This is a genomic window from Bacterioplanoides pacificum, assembly GCF_042648445.1.
GTDB lineage: Bacteria > Pseudomonadota > Gammaproteobacteria > Pseudomonadales > Oceanobacteraceae > Bacterioplanoides > Bacterioplanoides pacificum.
In genome coordinates this window covers 1-22,137 of the sequence record NZ_JBHRYB010000016.1, presented here as the reverse complement: position 1 = coordinate 22,137, position 22,137 = coordinate 1, and the positions used below count along the sequence as shown (strand labels likewise).

Annotated in this window: 19 protein-coding genes, 1 tRNA gene and 1 riboswitch; of the genes, 11 read left to right on the top strand and 9 right to left on the bottom strand. The window is 51.0% G+C overall.

What is annotated here, in order from left to right; genetic code table 11:
• Positions 1-253 precede the first annotated feature (253 nt).
• The 5 genes from ACFOMG_RS16015 (at position 254) to ACFOMG_RS15995 (ending at position 5,760) form a co-directional block, all read left to right on the top strand.
• Complete coding sequence (locus ACFOMG_RS16015; protein ID WP_376868117.1) at positions 254-1,078, top strand: enoyl-CoA hydratase/isomerase family protein; 825 nt, start codon at positions 254-256, stop codon at positions 1,076-1,078.
• Positions 1,068-3,053, top strand: coding sequence for an acetyl/propionyl/methylcrotonyl-CoA carboxylase subunit alpha (locus tag ACFOMG_RS16010; protein WP_376868116.1), 1,986 nt, complete (start codon positions 1,068-1,070; stop codon positions 3,051-3,053). The genes ACFOMG_RS16015 and ACFOMG_RS16010 overlap by 11 nt, the downstream gene beginning before the upstream one ends.
• Positions 3,054-3,235: 182 nt before the next feature.
• On the top strand, positions 3,236-4,120 hold the full coding sequence (locus tag ACFOMG_RS16005) for an SDR family oxidoreductase (protein ID WP_376868115.1): 885 nt from the start codon (positions 3,236-3,238) through the stop codon (positions 4,118-4,120).
• A 5-nt stretch (positions 4,121-4,125) separates the two neighbouring features.
• A complete protein-coding gene (locus tag ACFOMG_RS16000) occupies positions 4,126-4,845 on the top strand; it encodes an enoyl-CoA hydratase/isomerase family protein (protein WP_376868113.1) in 720 nt (239 codons plus the stop codon).
• Positions 4,846-4,901: 56 nt separating this feature from the next.
• Positions 4,902-4,990, top strand: a riboswitch (glycine riboswitch).
• Positions 4,991-5,118: 128 nt separating this feature from the next.
• Entirely contained in the window at positions 5,119-5,760 is a 642-nt protein-coding gene (locus tag ACFOMG_RS15995) for a trimeric intracellular cation channel family protein (protein ID WP_376868111.1), read from the top strand.
• Positions 5,761-5,764: 4 nt separating this feature from the next.
• Here the strand turns inward: ACFOMG_RS15995 and ACFOMG_RS15990 are convergent, their stop codons facing one another.
• Positions 5,765-6,172, bottom strand: coding sequence for a hypothetical protein (locus tag ACFOMG_RS15990; RefSeq protein ID WP_376868109.1), 408 nt, complete (start codon positions 6,170-6,172; stop codon positions 5,765-5,767).
• A 104-nt stretch (positions 6,173-6,276) separates the two neighbouring features.
• Here ACFOMG_RS15990 and ACFOMG_RS15985 point away from each other — a divergent pair, with 104 nt between their 5' ends.
• The 3 genes from ACFOMG_RS15985 (at position 6,277) to ACFOMG_RS15975 (ending at position 8,400) form a co-directional block, all read left to right on the top strand.
• On the top strand, positions 6,277-7,212 hold the full coding sequence (locus ACFOMG_RS15985) for an AEC family transporter (protein ID WP_376868107.1): 936 nt from the start codon (positions 6,277-6,279) through the stop codon (positions 7,210-7,212).
• A 90-nt stretch (positions 7,213-7,302) separates the two neighbouring features.
• Positions 7,303-7,379, top strand: a tRNA-Arg gene (locus ACFOMG_RS15980).
• 652 nt (positions 7,380-8,031) lie between these two features.
• Positions 8,032-8,400 carry a hypothetical protein gene (locus tag ACFOMG_RS15975; protein ID WP_376868105.1) on the top strand — a complete coding sequence of 123 codons (369 nt, stop codon included), beginning with the start codon at positions 8,032-8,034 and terminating at the stop codon, positions 8,398-8,400.
• Positions 8,401-8,621: 221 nt separating this feature from the next.
• Here the strand turns inward: ACFOMG_RS15975 and ACFOMG_RS15970 are convergent, their stop codons facing one another.
• From ACFOMG_RS15970 to ACFOMG_RS15955, 4 genes are all read right to left on the bottom strand, one after another.
• The gene (locus tag ACFOMG_RS15970; RefSeq protein WP_376868103.1) at positions 8,622-10,304 is read right to left on the bottom strand and encodes an ATP-binding protein; all 1,683 of its coding nucleotides are present in this window, start codon (positions 10,302-10,304) and stop codon (positions 8,622-8,624) included.
• Positions 10,301-11,071 (bottom strand): hypothetical protein, encoded by a 771-nt coding sequence (locus tag ACFOMG_RS15965; RefSeq protein WP_376868102.1) that lies wholly within the window; start codon positions 11,069-11,071, stop codon positions 10,301-10,303. The genes ACFOMG_RS15970 and ACFOMG_RS15965 overlap by 4 nt, the downstream gene beginning before the upstream one ends.
• 161 nt (positions 11,072-11,232) lie before the next feature.
• On the bottom strand, positions 11,233-12,033 hold the full coding sequence (locus ACFOMG_RS15960) for a hypothetical protein (protein ID WP_376868100.1): 801 nt from the start codon (positions 12,031-12,033) through the stop codon (positions 11,233-11,235).
• 140 nt (positions 12,034-12,173) lie between these two features.
• Positions 12,174-13,364: a leucine-rich repeat domain-containing protein gene (locus ACFOMG_RS15955; RefSeq protein ID WP_376868099.1), complete on the bottom strand. Its 1,191-nt coding sequence runs from the start codon at positions 13,362-13,364 to the stop codon at positions 12,174-12,176.
• A 240-nt stretch (positions 13,365-13,604) separates the two neighbouring features.
• Between ACFOMG_RS15955 and ACFOMG_RS15950 the strand changes: the two genes are divergently transcribed.
• Genes ACFOMG_RS15950 through ACFOMG_RS15940 form a run of 3 tightly spaced genes read left to right on the top strand, consistent with a single transcriptional unit; the run spans position 13,605 to position 18,506 of the window.
• A complete protein-coding gene (locus ACFOMG_RS15950) occupies positions 13,605-14,603 on the top strand; it encodes an HlyD family secretion protein (RefSeq protein WP_376868098.1) in 999 nt (332 codons plus the stop codon).
• A 9-nt stretch (positions 14,604-14,612) separates the two neighbouring features.
• Positions 14,613-17,387: a ribosome-associated ATPase/putative transporter RbbA gene (rbbA, locus tag ACFOMG_RS15945; RefSeq protein ID WP_376868096.1), complete on the top strand. Its 2,775-nt coding sequence runs from the start codon at positions 14,613-14,615 to the stop codon at positions 17,385-17,387.
• Positions 17,388-18,506 (top strand): ABC transporter permease, encoded by a 1,119-nt coding sequence (locus ACFOMG_RS15940; RefSeq protein ID WP_376868095.1) that lies wholly within the window; start codon positions 17,388-17,390, stop codon positions 18,504-18,506. It begins immediately after the preceding gene.
• A gap of 10 nt (positions 18,507-18,516) precedes the next feature.
• Here the strand turns inward: ACFOMG_RS15940 and ACFOMG_RS15935 are convergent, their stop codons facing one another.
• The 4 genes from ACFOMG_RS15935 to ACFOMG_RS15920 form a co-directional block, all read right to left on the bottom strand.
• On the bottom strand, positions 18,517-19,197 hold the full coding sequence (locus tag ACFOMG_RS15935) for a hypothetical protein (protein WP_376868094.1): 681 nt from the start codon (positions 19,195-19,197) through the stop codon (positions 18,517-18,519).
• On the bottom strand, positions 19,194-19,898 hold the full coding sequence (locus tag ACFOMG_RS15930; RefSeq protein ID WP_376868093.1) for a hypothetical protein: 705 nt from the start codon (positions 19,896-19,898) through the stop codon (positions 19,194-19,196). The genes ACFOMG_RS15935 and ACFOMG_RS15930 overlap by 4 nt, the downstream gene beginning before the upstream one ends.
• A 51-nt stretch (positions 19,899-19,949) precedes the next feature.
• The gene (locus ACFOMG_RS15925) at positions 19,950-20,603 is read right to left on the bottom strand and encodes a hypothetical protein (protein WP_376868092.1); all 654 of its coding nucleotides are present in this window, start codon (positions 20,601-20,603) and stop codon (positions 19,950-19,952) included.
• 101 nt (positions 20,604-20,704) lie between these two features.
• Positions 20,705-22,137 (bottom strand): OmpA family protein (locus ACFOMG_RS15920; RefSeq protein WP_376868090.1); only part of this gene is annotated, 1,433 nt, incomplete at its 5' end.

The window sequence follows — 22,137 nt, the reverse complement described above, 5'->3', positions numbered from 1 at the left end:
AAAAATTCAGGATTGAATTTTTGCACTGCGAAAGCAGCCATTAGGACAAGTACAGGACGTACTTGTTGAACTACTTGCGCGTCCTGACCAAGCAATATGAGAGATTCTATCAGCAGTGGCTGCAACTTGAATATGTTTACCGCAACTCGCCGTAAATACATCCTTGTAGGCTCTTCCGGCGCATCCATGCGCCCGAGGGTTGCTACAAACACATTCAAGTTACAGCGATTTAATCCAGATACCGGGCTTTAATATGAACGAGCTAACACAAAATTTTAATACCCTGGAAATTATCGATCAGCAACCACTGCTGACGGTACGCCTGAACCGGCCCACGCTTGCCAACGCCATGAGCCTGGAAATGGTTATGGAATTGGTTGCCGTGATGGAAACCGTGAAAAGCAGCGGCCACCGTGTTCTGTTAATTGAAGGCGCTGGCGATCACTTCTGCGCCGGCGGCGATATTAAAGACATGCAAAATGCCGGTGGTGATGCAAAAAAACTGCGCGACTTTAACCGTGCATTTGGTCATATGATTGAAACCGCTGACCAATTACCCGTCGTAGTGATCTGCTCTCTCAAAGGCGCCGTGATGGGCGGTGGTTTTGGTCTGGCTTGTGTCAGTGATTATGCCATTGCTGAGCCAGGCGCACGTTTTGCCCTGCCGGAAACCTCACTCGGCATTATCCCGGCACAAATTGCGCCGTTTGTGGTGAAGCGTATCGGTCTGACACAAGCTCGCCGTTTAGCCTTGCTGGGTCAGAAAATCAGCGCAGCCGAAGCATTAAGCCTGGGGCTGGTCCACCAGCTGGCAGATTCTGATGAACATCATCAGCAATTGATTCAGCAAGGTATTCAATCCGCACTGAAGTGTGCACCACAGGCAACGGCCGATACCAAAGCACTGCTACATGCGGTGAATAACAGCGTGGATACAGAAAATGGTCAATCCGTAAGCCGGTTATTAGATCAGGCCGCCGAAGATTTTGCCGCAGCAGTCGGCAATGAAGGGCGTGAAGGCGCCAGCGCTTTTATGGAAAAACGTCAACCAAACTGGGCTTCTGACTATGACAAATAACACCCGTTTTCAGAAAATCTTAGTCGCTAACCGAGGCGAAATTGCGCTTCGTGTTATTCGCACAGCTAAAGCTCAGGGTTACCGCACGGTAGCGGTTTTTTCCGAGGCAGACCGGCAAGCCCCTCATGTACAGGCAGCTGACGAAGCGGTATGTATCGGCCCCGCGGCTGTGGGCGAAAGCTACTTATGCGGCGATAAAATCCTGGCCGCTGCCGCCAGCACCGGGGCGGATGCTATTCATCCGGGTTATGGTTTTTTATCGGAAAATGCCGGATTTTCCCGGGCCGTCAGCGACGCCGGGCTGGTATTTATTGGCCCGGATGCCACAGCCATTGAATTAATGGGCAGCAAACGGCAATCCAAAATAGCCATGATTGAGGCCGGAGTACCTTGTATTCCCGGTTATGAAGGGGCTGATCAGTCCGACGACGCACTGAAAAAAGCGGCATTGGCAATCGGCACACCCGTGATGTTAAAAGCCAGCGCCGGTGGCGGTGGTCGCGGCATGCGATTAGTCACAGACAGCGACACGCTGGATGAAGATATTCGTTCCGCCCGTTCAGAGGCACAAAACGCCTTTGGTGATGGTGAACTGATTATTGAAAAGGCCGTATTACAACCGCGCCATATCGAGATTCAGGTCTTTGCCGACAACGCCGGTAATACGATTTATCTGGGAGAACGCGATTGCTCAGTACAACGGCGCCATCAAAAAGTAGTGGAAGAAGCGCCTTCGCCATTTGTTGATGCCGAATTACGTCAGGCGATGGGCCAGGCTGCGGTGGCCGCCGCTAAAAGCTGCAACTACCGTGGTGCCGGTACGGTTGAGTTTTTAGTCGACCACAATAAAAATTTCTATTTCCTGGAAATGAATACCCGGTTGCAGGTAGAACACCCGGTTACCGAGTTAATTACCGGCCTGGACTTAGTGGCGTTGCAATTACAGGTTGCCGCCGGCGAACCACTGGGCCTGACCCAGGAAGATGTGCAGTTAACCGGCCATGCGATGGAAGTGCGGTTATATGCCGAAGATCCGGCCAACCACTTCGTTCCACAAACCGGTGAATTATTATTATGGCAGCCCGCCGACCGGGAAGGCGGAATTCCGCTGGATGGTTTACGGGTAGACAGTGGCATCGCACAAGGCCAGACCGTTACCCCGCACTACGACCCGATGCTAGCCAAACTGATCAGTTATGGCAGCAATCGTGAACAGGCACGCCGTCGTTTGGTGCGGCTGGTACAGGATTCTGCATTATTGGGCATTCAGGATAACCGTGCTTTTCTGGCTCAGTGTTTACAACATCCGCAGTTTATTAACGGCCAGGCCAGCACCGCTTTTATCGCCGACCACATGGAGAATTCCGACTGCATGCAGCCACTGAAAGCACAGCCGCAAGATATTGCCCTGGCCGCTTTTATTCTTAATGCACCGGATGGTTTTCACAATAATGCCCTGGGCGTACGTTTCAGCAAAATTGCTCATAACGACGATGTGGCGGAAGTTGAAATCCAACAGGACAGTACAGACCGCAGTTTGATTCATGTAAAACTGATCGCGACTGAAGAAAACTTCACGCTGCGCGCTATTTCCCGCGATAACCACCAGCTGCGTTATGAATTAAACGGCATTCAGCGATCCGTACATTACGTTCAGCCAAGTGCCAGTGAATGTTGGCTGGATACTCCACGAGGCAATTTACAGCTGCGTGATGTCACACTGATGTCCGCCAGCAGCCAGGCCGGTGGCTCCGACCAGATTCGCGCCTCCATGGACGGCGCCCTGATTGCGCTATTGGTGGAAGCCGGCCAGCCGGTAGAACAGGGCCAGACGTTGGCGGTACTGGAGGCCATGAAAATGGAACATCCGTTAAAAGCGGGCGTTAGCGGCACGGTTAAAGAAGTACTGATTAATGAAGGGGATCAGGTTAAAGGTCGTCAGTTATTAATTCAGTTAGAAGAAGCTGACGCTTAATTAAATTAAAACATTGAAGAATGAAATGCTTTCGAGAGCAGCAACAGGATGTTGCGTCCGCCCGGCAGGCACATGGATGTGCCTTCGGGGCGGCGTCAGAAAGTATTGCGTTCTTTAATGTAGTCTTTCGCATATAAATAGCTGAAGTGTTGTCATCAGCTAAAAAGAAACAGGTAAACACAATGGCTAACTTAAACAATAAAACCATTATTATTACCGGTGCCAGCCGTGGCATTGGCCGCGAGATCGCACTCAGCTGCGCCCGTGATGGCGCTAACATTGTGATCGCAGCAAAGTCTGATGAGCCTCATCCGAAATTAAAAGGCACCATCCACAGTGTTGCTGAAGAAGTGGAACAAGCCGGTGGCCAGGCGCTGGCAATTAAAGTCGACGTTCGTTCTGAAGAAGACATCGACAACCTGATTGCCAAAACCGTTGAGCGATTTGGTGGCATCGACATCATTATTAACAACGCCGGTGCCATTGCTCTTGCCGGTGTTGAAAGCACACCGCTGAAAAAGTTCGACCTAATGATGCAGGTGAACTTCCGCGCGGTGTTTTTGCTTAGCCAGAAAGCCCTGCCCCATCTGAAGAAATCCGAACACGGTCATATTTTAAGCCTCTGCCCGCCGCTGGATTTTGATCGCCGCTGGTTGCGTAATCACTCGCCTTACACCTTAACCAAATACGGCATGTCGATGCTGACCCTGGGTATGTCGGATGAGTTTAAGCGTTACGGTATTGCCGTAAACGCGTTATGGCCACGTACTGTGATTCATACCGATGCAACCTCGTTTGGTGGCAAACAATCGTTTGATCGTGCCCGCGGGCCAAAGATCATGGCCGATGCCGCTTACACCCTGCTGCAAAAGACCGGTCGCGAAGTTACCGGCCAGCTATTGATTGATGAAGAATTCCTGCGCGATCACGGCGTCAGCAATTTTGACCAGTACCGTGCCAATCCTGAAAGTGATAAAACCGATTTAATGCCGGACTTATTTGTTCAGCAGCCCGAAGCTTACGTACGTGGCACAGTGCCACCACTGGCTGGTTTGGAAGACGAGTAATTGCCATGTCCTTATTGAGCCTTAAAAACGACGGAAAAGTCGCTATTATCTCGATGGATAATGGCAAAAATGCCAACAATCTGGAGTTCGCTCAGGAACTTCTGGTACTGCTGAAAGACGTTGAAGCGGAAAAGTCCAACAAAGCATTAATCCTCACCTCCAGTGACGAAAAGAACTGGAGCCAGGGCATTGATGTGATGTGGCTGATGAGCAGTATTCAGAGTGGCAAACACAACGACGTCAAAGCCTTTTTATCCACCATGGATGAAATCTATACCCTGATGATGCAGTATCCAATGCCGATTATCGCCGCGATTAACGGCCATACTTTTGGTAATGGTATCGTGCTTGCCGCGGCGTGCGATTTCCGCTTTATGCGGGCAGACCGTGGTTACGTGTGTTTTCCGGAAGTGGATATGAACATTCCCTTTATGCCGGGTTTAATCGACGTCATTCTGAAAGCGATACCTAAGCATACGTTTAACGAGATGATTCTGACTGGCCGTAAGATGAGTGCCGATGAAATGGCAGAAGCCACTTTTATCGATAAAACCTTCGGTTCAGTAGACGCACTGCATCAGGGGGCGCTGGAATTTGCCCGTAGCTTTAATAAAAGCCGGCCGATTTTTGCCGAGCACAAACGTCGTCTGCATCAGCCGGTATTGCAAGCCCTGGCCGAGAAAAACCCACCCGTCATCGCCGAGCTGAAGATTCTGCTTGGCTGACTTTCGTCACCAGCCGATCAGCCGGACTTGAGAGTTAGTGGCTCACCGCCTACAATGCCAGCTCTGCAGGAGAGAGGTGGCATTGGCCATCCGCCGAAGGCGCAAGCTCCCATAAACGCTCAGGCACCCGGACTGCAGAATCTGAAATCGCCAACTGGAGAGCGGTTGCACAGGCAACCCACCGACGGAGCAAATCACAGGCAACGACGCTTGTGGCTAAACTCTCAGGTAACCGGACAGGGGGAGGGGCAATACAGACTAAGGTATTTCTGTATGCTGACCCTTGCTTATCTTATTGCTATCACCGCCGAAGCCATGACCGGTGCACTCGCCGCCGGGCGCCGTAATATGGACCTATTTGGTGTTTCTCTGATCGCCTTCCTCACCGCTTTGGGCGGTGGCACAGTGCGCGATATTCTGCTCGGTAATTTTCCGGTGAACTGGACCCAACATCCGGAATACATCTACCTCACCGTCGGTGCCGGTTTATCCACCATGCTGGTTGTGAAGCTGGTGCACAAACTGCAACAGCTGTTTCTGGTACTGGATGCGATTGGCCTGGTGGCCTTTACCCTGATCGGCTGCAACGTTGGCCAGCAACTGGGTTACAGCCCGGTTGTCGTCGTTATGGCGGGCATTATTACTGGCATTTTTGGCGGCATTCTGCGCGACTTATTATGCAACCGCCGGCCGGAAGTGTTGCACCGAGAGTTATACGCCAGCGTGTCGCTGCTGGTTGCCCTGCTCTACCTGCAATTACAACAGTGGCAGCTTGACGGCGATATTGTGCTGCTGGCGTCGTTCAGTGTCGGGCTGTTATTGCGCATGAGCGCACTGCGCTGGCACTGGCGACTTCCCACCTTTTCCTACGCCCCGGAACGCTGGCAGGACGCCGCCCACGGTGATCAGAAATAATGTATCAACGCGGATGGTCGTCAGGGCCATCCGCCGGACGCAGCAGTGCCATAAACTGCAGCGCAAACGACATCAGCCGGATCCAGGGGAAGATCATAAACATCAGCAGGTACAGCCAGAACTGACCCCAGAAATCAAAGGCATAAAAAACCGCATAGGCGATCATAAAAGCGGCCGGAACCAGCAGGGTCACCACCATCAGATCATCCGGACGGACGCTATGACTATTTATATTGGCCAGCAGTGGCATCAAATTAATAAAAGCAGAATTGATTAAACCAAACGGCACCATCAGCCAGCGACCAAACATACGCCGTGCCAGCATCACATTCAGCACCAGCAACACCGGCCCCAGTAACAGATGGATGTTATACAGTGAGCTGACCAGATTAAATAACTCGAAGTTATCCATCAGCACATTGCCTTCGCTGGGGTACAGAATGCCCCTTAAATCGTATAGACCCCGACTTACCGAACACCGACAATCATGACTCTGTTACCCGATGGAACCCGGTTATGCTGCAGGTATTGACCATTCTGACCCCGATTTTTGCGCTGATTCTGGCCGGCTTTATTGGCCGCCGCAGCCGTATTCTCGGTGCCACCGCCGCCGCTGAATTAAACCGCCTGGTGGTGTGGCTGTGTTTGCCGGCGTTGCTGATTCACACCACCGCCACCACGGAACTGCGTCAGATCTGGCACGGCGGCTTTGTCATGACCTTCACCCTGGCAACCCTGCTGCTGTTTATACTCTGCTTTGCCTGGCGCTTATGGCGCGGTGCCGCCATGGCCTCCGCCAGCCTGGACGCTTTAGGAGCGTCGTACGCCAACACAGGTTACGTCGGCATTCCGCTGTGTTTATTTGTGCTCGGCGATGCCGGGCTGGAACCGGCTTTAATCGCCACCTTAATTGTGGTGTGTGGCTTATTTGCCATCGCCGTCACCCTGATCGAAGTCAGCCTGCATGCCAGCCAGGGGCTGGTCGGCGCGTTAATAAAGGTCAGCCAGGCGTTATTAAAAAATCCGTTAGTGGTATCGCCCTTTATTGGCATTCTCTGGAACTTCAGTGGTTTAGCGATGCCACAGATGGCCGCCACCTTCCTGCAGTTAGCCGGTGATGCCACCGTTCCCTGTGCGCTGATTTCCCTCGGCGCTTTTCTGGCGCATAAACAACCGGGTTCTGCCAGCGGCAGCCTGGCACTGGTGCTGATGAAACTGCTGCTGCACCCGTTATTAGCCGCGGTACTGGCCTATTGGGTGTTTGCCTTGCCACCACGCTGGGCGGTGGCGGCGGTATTGCTCAGCGCACTGCCGACCGGCACCGGACCTTATATGTTGGCCGAGTTTTACCGCCACGAAGCGTCGCTGGTATCGCGCACGATTTTGTTATCCACCGTCGGCTCTCTACTGACCTTAAGCGGCTATTTGCTGTGGCTTACTCCTGATGGATAACAACCTGGTGGCGCACGATTTCACCCTGATTGAGTAATCGTGCCGTAACAGTAGCGTAAGCTATTGAAAGTAGGTAGAATAGCCGCCGTTCCGCCCGTAGCTCAGCTGGATAGAGCGCTGCCCTCCGGAGGCAGAGGTCAGAGGTTCGAATCCTCTCGGGCGGGCCATTCTGAATCTCTATCCGAAGCTGCCTGCTTCAACAATCCTTCTTAGTGATCGAAATCTTTGTACAGCCCGATGGGGATGAGAACCTCTGATAGGTTCGACTCATAGCGAGCCTGCGAGCAGAGAGAACATCGGAGCTTGCGACGATGGGCCGCAGGCCGCCAGTAATCCTCTCGGGCGGGCCATTCTGAATCTCTATCCGAAGCTGCCTGCTTCAACAATCCTTCTTAGTGATCGAAATCTTTGTACAGCCCGATGGGGATGAGAACCTCTGACAGGTTCGGCTCATAGCGAGCCTGCGAGCGGAGAGAACATCGGAGCTTGCGACGATGGGCCGCAGGCCGCCAGTAATCCTCTCGGGCGGGCCATTCTGAATATCTATCCGAAGCTGCCTGCTTCAACAATCCTTCTTAGTTATCGAAATCTTTGTACAGCCCGATGGGGATGAGAACCTCTGATAGGTTCGACAACAACTTGATCCGGCAGGACGCCTGATAAACAATCGTCAGAGTCTGCAAACGAAGATAACATCGGAACCTGCGACGCGCTCGTTTGTACAAGAAACATCCAAAGGAAGGAAGAAACGTCCCTGTTGATGAGGGCGTCTTACTCTTATAAACGATGAAATTTTCAGCAAAATCCAATAATCGTTACATGCCCTATTGGCATGCGATACTCATTTTTTTCGCCTTTATGGCCGGCGCCTACCTGTCGCAGGGCAAGATCAACTCAGTTGCGTTTTATACCGGCCTTTCCACAGCCGCAATCTGGCTGATTCTATCTTATATAACCAATGCCCAGCGTTCAGTAATATCCGTGACCAATGGCAATATCACTTTTGGCAGCAAAGGCACGGTACATGGGAACATAAAATCTGAAGAGATTATTGAAATCATCAATAATTACACCAGCAGCAACCCACATATTTATATCAGAACAAAAGACGACAGCCGTTTTTTAATTCCCGTTGCCGGTTTCAGTAAACGTGAAGTGGAAAAAATCATCAGCACAATAATGCAATAAAGCGGCTGGAAAACCTCGGCTGTCTCCACTTGTTTTCTAGGATATCAACTATCCGGAAAACAAGTGGCACTCAACACTCAAAAGCGATTCAACACCTGCTCAACCAAAATCCTCCGGGTTCATCATGGATATCATCACACTTTTACGAGCATAAACGAGCATAAACGAGCATAAACGAGCATAAACGAGCATAAACGAGCATAAACGAGCATATAAGATACTCATCCCCTATCAGCCAACTGATAGTAAGCTCCCCGTCCCTTCCCACACAGGGCAATCTCACCAGAGTCCGCGAGCTTCCGTAACAACTGAGCAGCCTGGTCTTTGGTCAAGTGGCACAGCTCTATTACTTCCGCCCTCTGAATACGCTGATGTTGTTTGACATAATTGAGCACCATCTGTTCGTTCTGTAGCTTGCTAAAGCCCGCCTGACGGGTATACGCAGCCTTATCTCCCTTGGCCTGATACATGGCCACCGACAAGGTATAAGTTCGGCCACGAGTCTTACCATGTGCTTCTACCAGCCCGGTTTCAACCAATGACTCGATGGTACGCTTGGCAACAGCGACATCCTGTTGCACCAACCCAGCCAGCTCTTCCGCATTCATACGCTTCTGACCTTTTAACGCCGACAGCACAATCAGGCTATCGACTGGCAGACTGCCACTCTGGTTTTCCTGCTCGACAACTAAGCGCAGAAAAACCTCGTCGGCCTCCACTGTTTCAAGACGTAGAATTACATTGTTGTAATCCGTGCGGTTGTAATCAGGCTGAGGGCGGCCAAAACGGAGCATACCACGGTAGATTTTATCTACACCGCGCCCCGAGCGTTCTACAACACCAATGCGTTTCATTACATCGGCTAACCTTGGGTTACGCGGACGCGGCTCAGTACTCAGAAGATTCCCGATAGTGACACCGTCCACCAGCCCACCTGGGTTACTGATCGTCAGACCGTCATCGTTTAACCGCACATGCACCGCACCAAGACGATGATAATCCCGGTGGACCAACCCATTGGCAACGGCTTCACGAAATGCACCCAAATCCACCATAGGAACAGGAACACGAAACAGCCCAACTTGGATTTCACGCTCTGGGTTATAGGGACGGAAGTTGGTTTCTAACCATTCAAGTGCTTTCAATAAAGGAAAACGCCGAAACTCATTAAAACGCACGTATTCCTGTTCAAGCACCTGGAACGCCAACTCATGAGTAGGTACAAGATCGCGAATCGCTGTTTCACGGCCAATCACCAATAAGCCGGTCAGGGTAGGTAAACGCTCACCACTGGCTGCTCGGGCAGTGAAGCCGAGCGCTGCATCCAGTTGCTCATCATCCAGCTCAAGCAAAACCCTGTCACCGCCGTAATGCTGCACAGCCTGGCGCAGACGCTCGCGTTCAATCGGGTCAAAATCTGCAACAGTGGCCCCTGTCACCACCTGCGCGGAGGCATCAAAAATACCAATTCTGGAAGATCGGCTGGTGCGCTCATGTGGCAGCATAGCCACACACTCAGGTGTGCCGTCCTGTTTAATACGACGATGCAGGTACTGACCAGACATAGTCGCGATTTCAGAATGCGTCGCCTTGGGCACCAGAATACGAGCGACCCTCACAGAACCATTTGCACCATCCACCTCTATCGCCTCAACCGTAACCTGCAATGCAGGTGAGGTGCGGGCAGCAACTAACCCCGGCAGGCCGGTTAAGTTCATATGGGCTGCATGCAGGCCGGTTGGTGTGGCGTCATCCTCGACACCCAGCCATAATTCACCGCCCTCGGTATTAGCCAGGCACACTAACGCCTGCACCAGCTCATCGTCTGGCAGACGCTTTCGGTCACTTTTGAATTCAACCGTGAGGGATTCGGCTGCTGGTATGTATTGAGAATTATTGATCATATGTTGGCTTCCGCATCTGTTTGGATTGCTCTGATCAGCCAGGATGGTGCGCTTAAGTCTTCTGAATCCAGCGTATACTCAGGTATGTTCCGCCAAAATTCGACGATTGCATCGGAAAAGCTTTGCAACTGAGCATCGGATACCCGTAAGTGAGTATGATCAATCCATGAATTATCAGCACGATCAAACGAATGCTCACTTAAAGGGTCAGGAAGAAACTGCGGAAACTCTTGTTTCAACTCATTGAGCGATCGCCCCTCTCCATGCTTGTATACATTAACGACTAGGTCACAAGCTTTCAACGAGTTAAAATACGGTTTTCCAGATACATCCCAGCCTAATCGATCCAGTAGATTAATTATGTCTTTAAATGGTTTGCGCCAAAACGTTTCTTCAACCGCAGCCCTGCCGCCAAATTTCTGCGACTCCCACACCAGCCATTCACGTAGCTTTTTATCCCACTGATGATACATTCCAGCGACGACGCTTAGCCGGGTACTCTCATGCATCTCAGTTAATAAACAATAATAATCGCCACCCATTTGATAAGCGGCTTCGGCAATGCTGCAAGGATCATAAAAATCAGGGTTTAAGGTTTCTTCTCGCTTTTCCCAGTAATCATTAGCGGCTTTATCGGCTTCGTCACTAATATTGCTAAACTGTGATAATAATCGGCTACGGGCCTGATCAATGTAAAACCGATGTTCGGCGATCAGCGATTCCCGCATCACCTGCGATATAAAAAAGCACATTATTTGCCATACCACCTCTAAAAGACCTTTGTTACTTAAAGAAGATCATTATAATTTTTGGAAGTTTTTTACTGTACTAGAGGATGACTTGCGTGTCACAGTTTTACTTAACCAGCATAAAGCTGAGCAGTGAGCCAGTATGGCACTCACCACCCGTTGGAAGTTCTTTCTCTAGATCAACCAAAATCCTCCGGGTTCATCATGGATATCATCACGCCATTAATATTAATCCGCTGCCGACGCTGATACACCTCAGCAAAGTCCCGTCCGTTAAGCTCGGTTTTACGCAGACATTTCCCCTGTTTAATGGTACGGGCGCCACGTTTATAGTTGGCGATGCCACCCGGGTTGCCGGTGTTATGATCAATGGCTTTACGCGTCTGTTTCGGGTTGTCGCCATCCGGGTCAAGCCACAGGTGTAACAGGCTGCTGTCACCCAGTACCATGTCGCCGCCACGCACGACTTTGTTGTAAACCAGATAACGGGTATTAAACAGTTCCAGAGCGGCAACGGTTTTTAACCAGTCATCAGAAAAGCTGTTCGCGATTGCCTGGCTTTGTGGATCAATCTGCGCAGGCTGATCACAACGACTGGCAACAAAATCCAGATCGCTATCGTTGTACACAACACCGATACGTTGTTGCCAGGCCTGCTCAAACTCCAATCGTTCAGTCATTCTGATCATCACCAGCGTCGCTTTGGTTTTACTGTAGGAACCGGCATCCATATGTTCCAGCTCCAGATCGCGCTTCACATTCCCCCAGGGATGTTCGGTATTGGACCAGATGGCGTAATGTTTTTTATGAAACTTTTCCAGTAGTTTAAATTCTGTTTCGGTCAGTGGTTGTGGTAACCACAGCTGCATATAGTCCTGACGTACATCCTGATATTGATCATCGATCAAACAGCGAATGTCCAGCTGTTTTAATAATTCCAGAATATGCAGGTGCATGGCATTCAGTTTTACATTCATCATACGGTTTTCCTTCTCAGCCCTGGCGGCCGATACTTTTTAACTCAACTCAACTCAACTCAACTCAACTCAACTCAACTCAACTCAACTCAACTCAACTCAGTTCAGTTCGATTCAATTCAATTAAGTGTGCCACAAGGCAATCAGGCGTCGTCGGCTTCAATACCGAGCGATTGCGCTTCAGCGATACAGGCTTCGGTTAAAAACGGTGAAATAATTTTTTTCAGTTGTGGTAACAGTCGTTTATCGGCACAACTGTTAACCGCAAAATAGTCGTCATAACCGTTCCATTGCGGGCATAGCTGACTATAAATTTCATCGCCAGCATCGGCGTGCAGCTCACTGATTTGCTGTAACAGATATTCCGGAATGGCCAATTGTTCAAACCAGGTTTTCACTTCGGCTAACACCTGGTATGCCTCATCCCCTTCCGGGTCGATGTGGGCATTTTCTGGCTGCTGTACAAAGTCATAGATATCAAATGCCGGGGTGATAAGTTTTTCGTCGTACATCAGCTGCTGCACAACCATCAGCTTAAAACCAAAGTCTGCGAAGTCGCTGATCTGACGTGATTTCTGCTGTAGCCGCAGGCGGGTTTTTTCGTCATACAGGGCTTTTTTAACCGGTTCGATTTTCAGCCGGGACTTCAGTCGCGCTAATGATGTTGGCAGCTGACTGAACGGATTACCTTTTGCCTCAATGGTTTTAATCGCGGGTAAATCCGCTAACCAGTCTGGCAGGCTGGTTAGCTGGCAGCCGGAGATATCCAGCGTGGTGAGATGTGGCAACTGCAATAACCAGGACGGCAATTCGGTTAACGGGTTATTACTCAGGTCGAGATGGGTCAGCTGCGCTAATTCAGCAATTACTGGCGGGATCTCTGGCAGGCCACAAGTCGCTAAACTCAGGTGTTGCAGCTGCTGCAACTGCGCCCAGTCCTGTGGCAGTGGCGGCAACTCAATGGCGGTTAATTCCAGGTAGCGCAGCTGTGAAAACGTCACCAGCGTCCGGGCATCATCGTCATTCAGTTGAACCTCATGCAACTGCAACTCCTGCAACCCGGTGTTGCTGCGTAACAATGGCAACAAACGGCACTGGCGGCTGAGAAAAGAGCGCTGACAGCTGAAATGGCGCAGCCGGGTTAACCCGGCCAGGCCCTCGGTATCCACTTTGGCAAACGCATAAGACAGGTATTCCAACTGCCGGTATGGCTGGATATCAGTCATTTCCGTCTGATAACTAATGTATAACGCCAGCACCTCATCGGCATTGGCGCCGGCCAGACTGTTGGGGTAAAAAATAGCGCTGCTGTAATGATCGTAAAGCTGACTCATAACCAATCCATGACGTTAGACCGGTCAATAATGACAGATTTAACAGCGGTATTCACAGCAATTAATTGCATCGTCATGCTGTGCCCTCATCGGTCATCAGGATTCACTCAATCAAGGGCAACACAGTGTCCCGAAGATGAGACAGCCTATTGAACCTATCTTGATCTGAATCGCTGGCCAGAACTGCTGATAAGACACATAATCAGCCACTCGGTCAGCTCAGCCATTCAAGGAACTGTTATGAAACCTCTCCGCTACTTAATGCTTGTGTTTTTTGTCGCCGCCCTGGCCGTTATCGGCTGGTTATTGTTATGGCAAAACAGCGATCAACCCGAAGGTTTCAGTTTCAGTAATGGCCGGATCGAAGCCGAACAGGTCACCATTGCCAGTAAGCAGGCAGGACGTATCGCCCAGGTGCTGGTAAAAGAAGGCGATCAGGTAAAGGCCGGTGATGTTCTGGTGCGGCTGGATAACCAACAACTGCTGGCCAAACGCAGTGAAGCGATGGCGATGATTACCCAGGCCGAGTTAGCCGCCGAAGAAGCCGACGCCGCCATCAGCCAGCGCCAGAGCCTGTTAAAACAGGCCGATGCCGATCTCAAACGCGCCCGTTCCATGTACCGGAAAAAAGTCGCCCCCAAAGAAAAGCTGGAACTGGCGCAAACCCAGTACGATTCCGCCGTGGCGACATTACGTCTGGCCGAGGCCACGAAAAAACGGACCTTAGCCAGTGTGGATGCCGCCCGCGCCGGACTGGCACAGCTGGAAACCCTGCTCGATGACACTGAAATCCGCGCACCACGTAATGGCCGGGTGCAATATAAACTGGTCAACGCCGGTGAAGTGATTGCTGCCGGTGGTCATGTGGTGACGTTACTGGATACCAGCGATGTTTATATGGAGCTGTTTTTAACGGCCGATATTATTGGCCAGCTGCGGATGCAGGATGAGGCACGTATTATTCTCGACCCCGCACCGGAGTATGTCATCCCGGCGCGTATTTCCTTTATCGCCGCCGACGCCCAGTTCACCCCGAAACAGGTCGAAACCCGCGAAGCCCGTGCCGACCTGATTTTCCGCATTAAAATCAATATCGATGAACAACTGCTGGCGCAATATCAGGATGTGGTAAAAACCGGCGTACGCGGTATTGGCTGGGTACGAACCGATGCTCAGGCACCGTGGCCACAGTCGTTGCAGGTAAAACTTCCGGCTGGCGAACCTTCCGGTCAACAATAAGGGCGCCTTATGAAAGCCATTGTTGAAGCCCGTGATGTGTGTCATCACTACGGCACACAGAAGGTATTAAGCGTCGGCCAGCTGACGATTCCGGCCGGACTGATGGCCGGTTTAATCGGCCCGGATGGTGTCGGTAAATCCACCCTGCTGGCCTTAATTACCGGCGTTAAACAATTACAGCAGGGTGATATTCAGGTGCTTGACGGTGATATCCGCTCGCGCCGCTTCCGCAAACAGGCGTTATCCCGCATTGCTTATATGCCCCAGGGGCTGGGACGTAACCTCTACCCGACCCTGAGTGTCAGTGAAAACCTGGATTTTTTTGCTAATTTATTCGGCCAACCGGCAGAAGAACGCCAGCAGCGTATTCAGCAGCTGACCCGGGCAACCGGCCTGGCACCCTTTCTCGATCGTCCGGCGGGTAAATTATCCGGCGGTATGAAACAAAAACTCAGCCTTTGTTGTGCCTTAATTCACGATCCGGATTTATTGATTCTCGACGAACCGACCACTGGCGTTGATCCGTTATCACGCCAGCAGTTCTGGCAATTAATCAGCCGCATCCGGCGCCAGCGGCCACAAATGAGTGTGATTGTTGCCACCGCTTATATGGAAGAAGCGCAACAGTTTGACTGGCTGGCCGCGCTCGATGATGGCGAAATTATCGCCACCGGTTCGCCACAACAACTGTTGCAACAAACACACAGTGAAACGCTGGAACAGGCATTTATTCGTTTATTACCACAACAGAAACGGGGTCGTCACCAGGACGTTGTCGTGCCGCCACTGAGTTTCAGTGATGAGCAACCGGCGATTGAAGCTCAGGGGTTAACCCGCCGCTTTGGTGATTTTATTGCCGTGAATAATGTCTCCTTCCGCATTCGCCGCGGCGAAATTTTTGGTTTTCTCGGCTCGAATGGTTGTGGTAAAACCACCACCATGAAAATGCTCACCGGGCTGTTACCGATTTCTTCCGGTGAAGCACGGTTATTCGGCCAGCAACCGGATCCGAAAGACATCGCTACCCGCCGTAAGGTCGGTTATATGTCGCAGAGTTTCTCGCTGTACGGCGAAATCAGCGTGCGTCAGAACCTGCAATTACACGCCGGTCTGTATGAATTAAGCGGCGACCAGGCACAACAGCGGGTGGATGAATTATTAACCCAGTTTGATCTGTGTGAGGTTGCCGATACTCTGCCGGAAAGCCTGCCGCTGGGGATTCGCCAGCGTCTGCAGCTGGCGGTTGCGGTATTACACCGGCCGGAAATTCTGATTCTCGATGAACCCACCTCCGGTGTCGATCCGGTCGCCCGCGATGCCTTCTGGCGGCAGCTGGTGAAGTTGTCGCGCGAAGATGGCGTGACGATTTTTATTTCCACCCATTTTATGAATGAGGCCGAACGCTGCGACCGTATTTCCCTGATGCATGCCGGTGAAGTGCTGGCGGTTGGCCAGCCTGATACGCTGGCGCAACAACGCGGTTTTGAATCACTCGAAGGCGCGTTTGTTGATTACCTGCGTGAAGCCTCACAATTACCGCCAGAAGCGCAGGACGACGATAAGGCGCAGCCGACCAGCGACAGCGCTAACACTGAAGCCAACACCAAAGCCAACACTAAGAACAACAGCAAACCAGTCAGCGACAAACCGGCGGCGGCCATCAGCCTGCGCCGTTGGTGGGCCTATGCCCGGCGTGAAACGCTGGAAATTATCCGTGATCCGATCCGTCTGGCGTTTTCCTTATTCGGGCCATTAATACTGATGCTGACCTTCGGTTATGGCATTTCGTTCGATGTGGAAGAATTAAAATACGCGGTGCTCGATCTCGATCAGTCACGCGAGAGCCGGGCACTGGAAGCCAGTTTATCCGGCTCGCGCTATTTTCAGCCACAAACACCACTCAGCAGTTATCAACAGGGGCTGGAATTATTAAAACAAGGGGAGCTGACTCTGGTGGTTGAAATTCCGCCCGATTTTGGCCGTGATTTTTTACAGCGAGAGCGGCCACAGATTAATGTTCTTATTGATGGTGCGATGCCGTTTAAAGCGGAAACCAGCGCCGGTTATATCACCGGCATGACGGTGGACGAGCTGCAACGGGTATTCCGGCGCTCACCCTACGCCAGTGCGGATTTATTACCCTTACAGGTGAATTCCCGTTTTTATTTTAATCAGAGCTTTAAAAGTGTGTATGCCATTGTCCCCGGCGTGGTGATGCTGATGCTGGTATTAATTCCGGCAATGATGACAGCACTGGGGATCGTCCGGGAAAAAGAAACCGGTTCCATCGCCAACTTCCACTCAACCCCGGTGACCAGGCTGGAATTTTTATCCGGCAAACAGGCACCGTATATCGTCATCGCTTTTATCAGCTATTTATCATTGCTGGCGTTGGCGGTGTTGTTATTTCAGGTGCCGGTGAAAGGCTCATTATCTGCTCTGACACTGGGGGCACTGTTATACGTCTGGGCCACCACCAGTTTTGGTCTGGTCATCTCCACCTTTACCCGTACCCAGGTCGCCGCCATGTTTGCCTCGGTGGTGTTAAGTATTGTGCCGGCGGTGAATTTCTCCGGTTTATTAACGCCGGTGTCCTCGCTGAATCAGGCCGGCCAGATATTAGGGCTGAGTTTTCCGGCTTCCTGGTTCCAGCAGATCAGTATCGGTACCTTTACCAAATCGCTGCACTGGCCGGAGCTGTGGGTTAACCATCTGGCATTAGCCGGCTTTATTGTGTTGTTTACCCTTCTCGCCTGGCTCGGCCTGAACAAGCAGGAGCGCTGAATGAATCTTGCCAATATCCGCCGCTTAGGTGTTAAAGAGTTATTCAGTCTGAAAGCCGATATCGTGCTGATGATACTGATTGTCTATATTTTTTCACTGGCGATTTATTCCATCTCTACCGGCGTCAGTTTTGAAGTCAAAGACGCCAGTGTGGCCGTGGTCGACGACGATCATTCGTTGCTCAGTCGTCAGATCAGTGCGGCGTTATTACCCCCCCAGTTTAAAGCCGCCGCGGAGATACCCGCCAGCCGGATTAATGAGGTGCTGGAAAACGGCGAATACGTTTTTGTACTGGTGTTTCCGCCGGATTTCGAAAAAGATCTGCTGGCCGGCCGCCAGCCACAACTGCAGTTAAACGTCGACGCCTCAGCCATGACTCAGGCGGGCAATGGCTCAGTGTATATTCAGCAGATTATTATTGCCGAAGTGATGAAATACCTCAGCCCCGGACAACAACTGAGCGACAAACTGCCACTCGATATTAATGTGCGGCGGTTATTTAATCCGAATTCCAGTTCCGTCTGGTTTAACTCGCTGATGCAGCTGGTGAACAGCATCACCATGCTGGGGGTAATTCTGACCGGCGCGGCACTGATCCGTGAGCGCGAGCACGGCACCATCGAACATTTACTGGTGATGCCGGTGACCCCGGCTGAAATTATGCTGGCAAAAATCTGGGCCAACGGACTGGTTATTCTGGTGGTGGCGTTATTATCGTTATGGCTGGTTGTCCATCTGTGGCTACAGGTGCCGATTCAGGGCTCAGTCTGGCTGTTTACTCTGGGGGCGGTATTGTATTTGTTTTCGCTGACCTCACTCAGCATCATGTTGGGTACCGTGACCCATTCCATGGCCCAGTTTGGTTTACTGGTGATCCCGGTGATTGTGATTATGTACCTGTTATCCGGCGGAACCACCCCCCAGGAAAGTATGCCTGACCTGGTGCGCTGGCTGATGCAGCTGTCACCTTCCAGTCATTTTGTCAGCTTTTCTCAGGGCGTCTTATATCGTGGCGCCGGATTGCAGAATGTATGGCCTCAGTTGCTGTTATTAGCCATATCCGGACTGGTATTTTTCAGCATCGCGCTGAAGCGTTTCCGTAAGGCCATCGAAGGCTGACCAGAGCCGTTTATTCGGCATCCGTCAGCCGGAAATGTGACCAGTCCTGAGCGCTGCTGAGGTAATAACCACCAATCAGCAGCGCCATCCACCACTCCACTACATTTTTTGCCGCATTGCCGCTGTCGCTTAACTGCAGCCCGATCATCAACAGCAGAAAACACCACTGAGCTGCAATAATTCGCCACTTGCCGGGCAGACTACTGCCGATATCGATCCCCTGGCGTGCCAAGGCGCGCAGGTAAAATGTCACCCGGGTCTGAACCAATAAAGAAATCAGGAAAAATAACGCCGCACCGACGGTATGAAGCTGCCAGGGTAACTGGCTTTTATCCGGCCGCAATACCGCCGTCGCCACAATCAGACACAACGAACTGACGATCCCCAGGCTCACCATCCAGCGTACCGTTAAAATAGGTTTGGCAGGAGCCAGCTGTATTAGCCAGCTTTTCAGGCAATACCACCAGAAAACAAACAACACACAGGCAGAGATTAAACCAGCCCGGAAAAAATACCCCTGTAGCTCGGGTATGCCGGTTGCAGTAATGCTGGTACAGCCAGAAATATAAGGTATACACACTGGCGTATTACCCAGCCACATGCCCAGCAATAAGGTAAACCAGAAGGTCAGATGTGATAACCAGAAACTGCCCAGCGCCAGTTTTTGTGGCAAAGTAAAACCCGGCTTCATGGTGTCACCTCCGTGCTTTTTTCCAGTCGTATCAGGCGGAAGTCACGCCAGTCCCAATAACCACTGAGAAAAAACAAACTGGATAATAATGCCAGCCACCATTCAATCACCTGTTCCAGCTGCGTGGTTTTTACCCCGATAGCCACGGCTAATAAAAACACCGTTAATAACAGCAGCTGCAACAGCGCCAGAATCACTTTAGCGGCGATACTCCAGCGTGGAAAATCCAGTTGCTGCTTCAGCTGGTGCATACGACGCGCCATCAGTATCTGGCAGACTGAAGTGGTTAAAAAAAACAACACCGCCAGCGCTGTATGAAACCGCCATAAACCACGATGTTCGTTCACCGGCAGCATGTTTTCCCCCATCACCGCAACGGCAGCAATACCCAACACACAGGCTGCCATAGCAATACGCACCGTACGGTGTAACCAGGGTTTAAGAGGTTCCTCACGCACACTTTCGAGCCAGGCTCCGGCGCAATACCACCACAATGCAAAACAAACAAAAGCGATAATCAGCCCACGAAACACGTAAGCAGCAGGATAATAAATGCCACTGGCGGTAATGGCTTCACAGCCCTGAAGAAACGGATTACACAACTCGACATGGCCACCCTGCCAGCTGAGGTAATAACTGACGGCAATGACCAGTAGCGGGAAAACAAATGAAAACAGTGCGGTGCGTTGTGGCAGAGTCATGACACATCCTTGTGCGAGTGGCTGCCGGACAGACCGGGCAGCGGCTGGTAATCAGTTCACGGCGAGGCGTATTTTTTTCCAGTCCCACCAGGCCGTTATAAAATACAGGCCGATAAATAACGTTGCCCACCATTCGATAATCCGTTTGCCGTGACTCATGTCGATGCCCACGGTTACCCCGGCAAAGGCAACAAACATAAACCATAAAATCGCCATAACCACCGACTTGGCCAGGAAAGATGGCACCACCAGGCCCTGTTTACGCGCCCGGAACAACATCACATAGTTCATCGTTAAGGCAATCAGCATGCCCTGAAAAAACAGATTGGCGCCACGAACATGGACACCCCAGCGGGTGGCGTCTTTTTCCGGCACCAGCACAGCTGTGCCGACCAGCAAGCCGATGGCGGCGAGCGTGCCAAAAAGCTGCATCAGCCCCAGGGCAATACGATTGTTATAGTCCTGCATCCAGCGCCGCATGATGTACCACCAGACACTAAAAAATGCGGTCGCAGCAATCATACCGCCGCGGAAAATAAAACCGGCATCGCCTTTCATACCGGTATGGGTGATATCGGTACAACCATCGATAAAAGGGTTGCACAAGGCTGCGGTTCCCTGGCTGGTACCGACCCAATAGGTTAGTGCGATGGTGCCCATCGACAAAACAAAGCTCAGCAGCGCAATCACCTGGCCAAAAGACATGTTCGTTCTCTGTACAGTTAAGAAGGATCACTGAGTATAAAGAAAAAAGCCCCCGGCCAATACTGGCAGGGGGCCCAAACACAGCTTTTGTAACAGTGCGATCAGCGGCTGATCACAACAAACTCCACCCGGCGGTTTTTCGCCCGCCCAGTCGCATTGTCGTTACTGGCGATCGGTTGCGCCTCACCATAACCCTTGGCGATTAGCTGTTCTTCGGCAACACCGTGTTCTTGTAAATAATCGCTCACGGCTTCCGCTCGCTTTTGGGATAGCTGCTGATTGTAACTAGCTGATCCCCGACTGTCAGTATGGGCTTGAATTTCAATCCGCATAGCCGGATTGCTTTTGATGTCTCTTGCAATCCCCTCTAACAGCATCATGTCATCTGTCGCTATCTCAGTGGAATTAACTGAAAATCGAATATTTACCATAATCTCATCAACCTTCTGAATAGATGGAATGGCAACCACAGCCACTTCAGGAGCATGAACTTTCACAACCTCAGTGTTATCAATAGCATTTAATTTTTCTTCAGCTTCTTCCACTGGCTCTAATACAGCTTCTTTATTAACCTTCGTCTCCTGTCGAACGGGATATTTAGATGACTTGTCACCGAAACGTTTAACTATATTCAATGACCAATATGACGCATCACGATCGTAAACTTCGTATTCTAATCGTAGGCTTACTGCCTTAGGCAGATAGTACTCAACCCCTGCCCCAAACATAAAGTGAACCGACTCTTGTTTTTGGACTCGCAAATCCTTTCCTTGGTTGTTCATATTAGCCAATCCCCCCTTGCCATAAAGAGACAAGCTGCCGCTTTTCCGCGCTTTGCCAAATAACCAATAATTGCCAACCATAGTAGCGCCCATCATTTGATAGCTAACCTCACCTTGAGGATCAAGGTGGGTTTTACCTAAATCGGCATAAAAACCTTCAAGCGACCAACGATCATTCCAATCGTAACCTGCTAATAACTTCCAAGCGTCATCATGCTTTTGATCTCGACGGAACCCGGTGCCAGATATTTTGGGTTCTAATTCACTCCGGCCAACACCAACCCCGCCATAGAAACCAGAGTAATCGTCCGCATAGACCACCGGACTCAGGAGTACTATAGAAACTAATACGATGAATTTGGCAAAAGAGCGCTGCACCAATATCACCAGAATAAGTAACATCATTACAGGGCCAACTGCTCCTCCAGAGACACCTGTTTGGACCTGCTGCTTATCCAAGTCATTAATTGCATCTCGATAATCAGGGATGCCATCTCGGTCATAATCTTCCCCAGCTGTTTCAGGACTATCTGCAACTCCATCATTATCGGAGTCATCATCGCGGTAGTCCGGGATGCCATCGTCATCACTGTCGCGCGGAGTTTCAGCGTCTCCTTTTTCATCTGCGTCGGCGATACCGTCGTTATCGGAGTCTTCATCCATATAATCCGGAATTAAATCGCCATCGCTGTCACGTGGTGTTTCTGCGTCACCTTTCTCAGTGGTGTCGGAAATACCATCGTTATCAGAGT